Source organism: Kaistella haifensis DSM 19056 (assembly GCF_000735695.2).
In the GTDB taxonomy this organism is placed as follows: Bacteria; Bacteroidota; Bacteroidia; order Flavobacteriales; family Weeksellaceae; genus Kaistella; species Kaistella haifensis.
Genome location: NZ_JASZ02000095.1, coordinates 1 through 429, shown reverse-complemented (window position 1 = coordinate 429; position 429 = coordinate 1). Strand labels below are relative to the sequence as shown.

The 429-nt window shown below is 25.4% G+C and carries 1 protein-coding gene; it reads right to left on the bottom strand.

Annotated features, from left to right (window positions below):
- Window positions 1–215: 215 nt before the first annotated feature.
- Window positions 216–429 (bottom strand): hypothetical protein (locus tag AP75_RS14460; protein WP_221404553.1); only part of this gene is annotated, 214 nt, incomplete at its 5' end.

Below are 429 nucleotides of genomic sequence, written 5' to 3'. Positions count from 1 at the left end.
CCTGATTGAATTGACTTTTTTAGGACCGTGTGTTTACACAGAATATTTATTTTATAATTCTAATAATATTAAGTTAATTTATAATTTTCAATTATTTATTATCAAAATTTTTCCGAAATTTCGGAATTTCACTTCAATAAAATTCCGAAAACCTGGAAATTCCAGAAATTCGGAATTTTATTTTTTGAACATTTTATGAACTTTTTATGAACTTTTTATAATGAACAATAATGATGAATTAATTTTTTCATCCAATCATGTACTTCTAAAAATTGAAACCCTTCTTTTTTAGCTTTCTCATTACTCAGTGATTGATCGCTAAATGTATCAAATGGCGATTGATTTTCGACTGCACCATGTGAGTTAATAATAGCCTTTTTACCAGTTTCCTTTTCACAAATATCTATGATTTCTTTAAACGTAATTACT